Origin of the sequence: Leptolyngbya sp. FACHB-36, from assembly GCF_014695955.1 — a bacterium.
In the GTDB taxonomy this organism is placed as follows: domain Bacteria; phylum Cyanobacteriota; class Cyanobacteriia; order Leptolyngbyales; family Leptolyngbyaceae; genus FACHB-36.
Genome location: NZ_JACJPG010000141.1, coordinates 1 through 3,604, shown reverse-complemented (window position 1 = coordinate 3,604; position 3,604 = coordinate 1). Strand labels below are relative to the sequence as shown.

The window sequence follows — 3,604 nt, the reverse complement described above, 5'->3', positions numbered from 1 at the left end:
CGGTTGTTGCACACGTAGAACATCAGCTTTTTTAGCCGCGCTGAGGGTTCCGCCTGCTCTAGCGTCTGAGCTATTGGCTCATAGGGAGCAGTCTCCAGATGATTGTCATCGAATGGAGCCTCCTCGGATAGCGGACCCGATAAGACTTCTCCAGAGCGATACAGCTTCCACACTTCATGCGTGATTACGTTAGCAACCAGGGAATATTCTGCTCGCTTGCTAAGCGTTTTCACAGAAGCGGTTAAAAGAGTTCGGAGACGATCGAGCGTAGGAGCTTGCTCCACCAACCCATGAATTAACTGCCGCAGATCCAGCAAATCGATGCGCTGAGGATCGTTCTCCCAAACTTTGTTGCAGATGTAAAACAGCAGTTTCTTAATCCGGTGGAGATTTTGACTCTGCTCCAACCGCCGCACCACGTCGGTGTACTCATCCAGGATCTCGTCCTCAGCGGTGAGGAGAATTTTGTAAACCGGAACGACTTCTCGGATGTTCTTTAGCTCTTGCGGTCCTAGGTAGCGGGTGCGGATGTCCAAACCTGCTTTCACCACATCATAAACGGTCTGCGAAACGCAGATTCCTCCTGGATCAGCGGCCGCTTGTAGCCGAGCAGCAATGTTGACCCCGTTGCCCATGACATCGGTTTCAGTAATGAAAATGTCCGCCAAATGAATTCCGATTCGATGCTTCAGCACGTCGTTTGACGTGAGACCCTCTGCCGCTGCTGCCAGCGAGGTTTGAATGGCGATCGCGCACTCAACCGCTTTCACAGCGCTGATAAAGTGCATCAGTAGCCCATCTCCAGTGGATTTCAGCACCCGCCCCTCAAACTGTTCACACAGGCGCTTCATCAGCTTGAGGTCCCGATGAATTAATCGGAGAGTCTGATTTTCATCGACCGACATCCTAGCGCTGAAGCTAACACAGTCTGTAAATACAACCGTTGCGAGAGTTCGATGTCCCTTCAAGGCAGATGTCGATACGTCGTTTTTCATGCTCTCGCTGGATAAGGCACAATCAGGAACGCTAAGGACCATCCTTACTGATGCAGAGTCATTCATTCGTATAGCAACCGAGCGATCGCACGATTCAGGTCTCCGAAGAATCACAGCAGGGAAAGCAAAGTTCAGTCCAACAGCCAACGCAGCACAATCATAAACGCCCCAGTTGATCTCTAGGGTGCCCTAAAAGTCTGACTCGATGCACCTGTACAGCGAAATTCTTCGCAGTCGCTTGATTCAAGAGCGATGGTCTGCCGCTTGTCGTCCATATGCAGTGAGTGACAAACGACACGTTATAGATTTTTTGCAAGTCAACTTGCAAAAAAAAGGACAGGTGCCAGACCTGCCCTTCATAACGGATAAACCTGAACCTAGAAGTTCATTTCAGCCGCCTGTACTCGCTCAACCTGCTTCTTCTTCAGCACTAGCATGATTTGCGACAGGGTAACAATTCCAAAGAACGCCAGCAGCCCTTTAATGCGATCGGGGTTTTGCAGCACGATTTCTGCATCCGCTTGACCGAACCCACCCACATTCGGGTTGACCGTCAACGCATCACCCGCCTTGACGTCTTGCCCTTCCGAAACGAGCAGATCAGGACCCGCAGGAATCGTGTCTACAACAGTCTTGCCATCAGCGGTCTGGATTGTCACTTCGTAGCCACCATCTTCCGGCTTAGCGATTTGGCTGATCGTGCCGTCGGCTGAAGCGTTGTAAATCGCATTGTTGCTCTTCTCGCCAGTGGGGTAGACCTGTCCACGTCCGCGATTGCCACCAACGTGAACCGCGTACTTGCCGAAGCGCTGGGCTTTATCAGTCTTAGGATCGGGCGAGAGCACTGGGAAGGCGATTTCCTGATATTGCTCACCGGGTAGCGGACCAATTACAACCCAGTTGGGATGTGCGTCGCTGTAAGGCTGGAAGTAGAGGTCTTCAACTTTTTCCTTGAGTTCCTCTGGAATCCGGTCTTCGGGAGCCAGTTGAAATCCCTCTGGCAGCATCAGCACCGCGCCCACATTTAGGGGACCTTTGCTTCCGTCGCCGATCACCTGCTGCACATTAGTGTCATAAGGAATTTTTACAACTGCTTCAAACACCGTGTCCGGAAGCACGGATTGGGGTACTTCAACCTCGGTTGGCTTGGCAGCGAGGTGGCAGTTTGCACACACGATGCGTCCCGTTGCCTCACGGGGATTTTCGTACGCTTGTTGAGCAAAAATCGGGTAAGCGGATGCCGCCTGAGGCAGCGCTAGGCTGCTGGTCAAGAATACGGCGATCGTCACCGCTGCCAGTGTCAGTCGTCTCACCACGATCGAGCCTAGTCGCACGCTCTCTAAAGGATGTCTCATGTCTAATATGGGTCAGTAACAAACGATAAGTCAGGTCAGCTAAGGAACCGTGAACACTCTACGCCCACCACGGGTCCTCGCCTGTGCGGAAGTCTGCCTCCGTCCAAGGCGTAAAGGCGATTTTGTTGTCTTCTACGTTGGCGTGCACTAGTGCCAACGATAGTGGTGCTGGACCGCGAACGACCTTACCGTTCATGTCGTACTGCGAGCCGTGGCACGGACACATAAATTTGTTTTCGCTGGCGTTCCAAGGCACAACGCAACCCAAGTGGGTGCAAACGGCGTTAATACCGAAGTCTGCTAGCGATTTATCTTCTTTGACAACAATGTAGGTTGGGTCACCTTTAAGACCCTGCGCCAGAACGTGGTCGCCTGCAGCATGGCTGTCAACAAAATCGTTAACCAGAATGTCGTTGCCCAGCGCATCCTTTGCTGTGACGCCACCGCTGCTGCTACCCGAAGAGGGAGGAATGAAAAAGTTGATAACCGGATACAACATACCCGCAATCACTCCGGTGCCTGTACCAACCATCAAAAGGTTCATGAATTGGCGACGCCCCATATCGGGTACATCAGAAGAGCTAGAGAGTTGTGTCATGATTACGTTTCGCTATCTTAAAGAGGATCGTGGCAAGCGATGGAGACCGCAAGAAGCGCTGAGCCTTGGTGTTGCAGAGGGCAAGAACCTCAACAGGGACGATCGTCGACCGCAACAGCCGCTCAGAAAGCCGCTTGTGACTCTGAGGAGTCATTAAAATCATTACACATTTCGCAACGTTCTCAGCATCGCCAAGTAAGGAAGCGCCAATTTTATTGAGTGGATCACCGGATGGGGCGATCGAGGTCAGATTCAGCCTGCTGGGATGGCCGATAAATAACGGACAATGGCTATGCGCATCGTTTCACCTATCGATCGTTTCACCTGTAAGAGACGAGTTTCACTATGACCGGACAGGACCTACGTCAGATCTTGCTTAACAAGTGGGGACGATCGTTCGACATTCAAATGCGTCGAACCCAGGGCAAGATTTTTGTGCTGGTCATGTGGAAGTATCTTGAGCAGGCATCGTTTCCGCTAAGCGAAGCGGAGTACATGGCACATTTAGACACTGTCGCCACCTACCTCCATGCTTGGGGCAGTGCGGAGTACGTAGAGTCGTTCATTGAGCAGACCCGCGAGCGTCCCCGTTTGGGCAAAGCTGTCAGTATTCCATTAGAGCTGGGCGATCGCGCCTCGGAATGGATGCTGGAGGA

General features: G+C 52.1%; 4 protein-coding genes. 1 reads left to right on the top strand and 3 read right to left on the bottom strand.

What is annotated here, in order from left to right:
• The 3 genes from H6F43_RS02040 to petC all read right to left on the bottom strand — a co-directional run.
• A partial coding sequence (locus H6F43_RS02040) for an adenylate/guanylate cyclase domain-containing protein (protein WP_242025261.1) occupies positions 1 to 905 on the bottom strand: 905 nt, incomplete at its 3' end.
• A gap of 467 nt (positions 906 to 1,372) precedes the next feature.
• Entirely contained in the window at positions 1,373 to 2,350 is a 978-nt protein-coding gene (gene petA / locus H6F43_RS02035; RefSeq protein ID WP_190340348.1) for a cytochrome f, read from the bottom strand.
• Between the two features lie 58 nt (positions 2,351 to 2,408).
• Entirely contained in the window at positions 2,409 to 2,948 is a 540-nt protein-coding gene (gene petC / locus H6F43_RS02030) for a cytochrome b6-f complex iron-sulfur subunit (protein WP_190340347.1), read from the bottom strand.
• A gap of 345 nt (positions 2,949 to 3,293) precedes the next feature.
• Here petC and H6F43_RS02025 point away from each other — a divergent pair.
• Positions 3,294 to 3,604 (top strand): DUF3067 family protein (locus H6F43_RS02025; RefSeq protein ID WP_190340346.1); only part of this gene is annotated, 311 nt, incomplete at its 3' end.

Excerpts from the sequence above, each read along its gene's own strand:
- petA (WP_190340348.1), bottom strand. The coding sequence starts at position 2,350 with ATGAGACATCCTTTAGAGAGCGTGCGACTAGGCTCGATCGTGGTGAGA.
- petC (WP_190340347.1), bottom strand. The coding sequence starts at position 2,948 with ATGACACAACTCTCTAGCTCTTCTGATGTACCCGATATGGGGCGTCGC.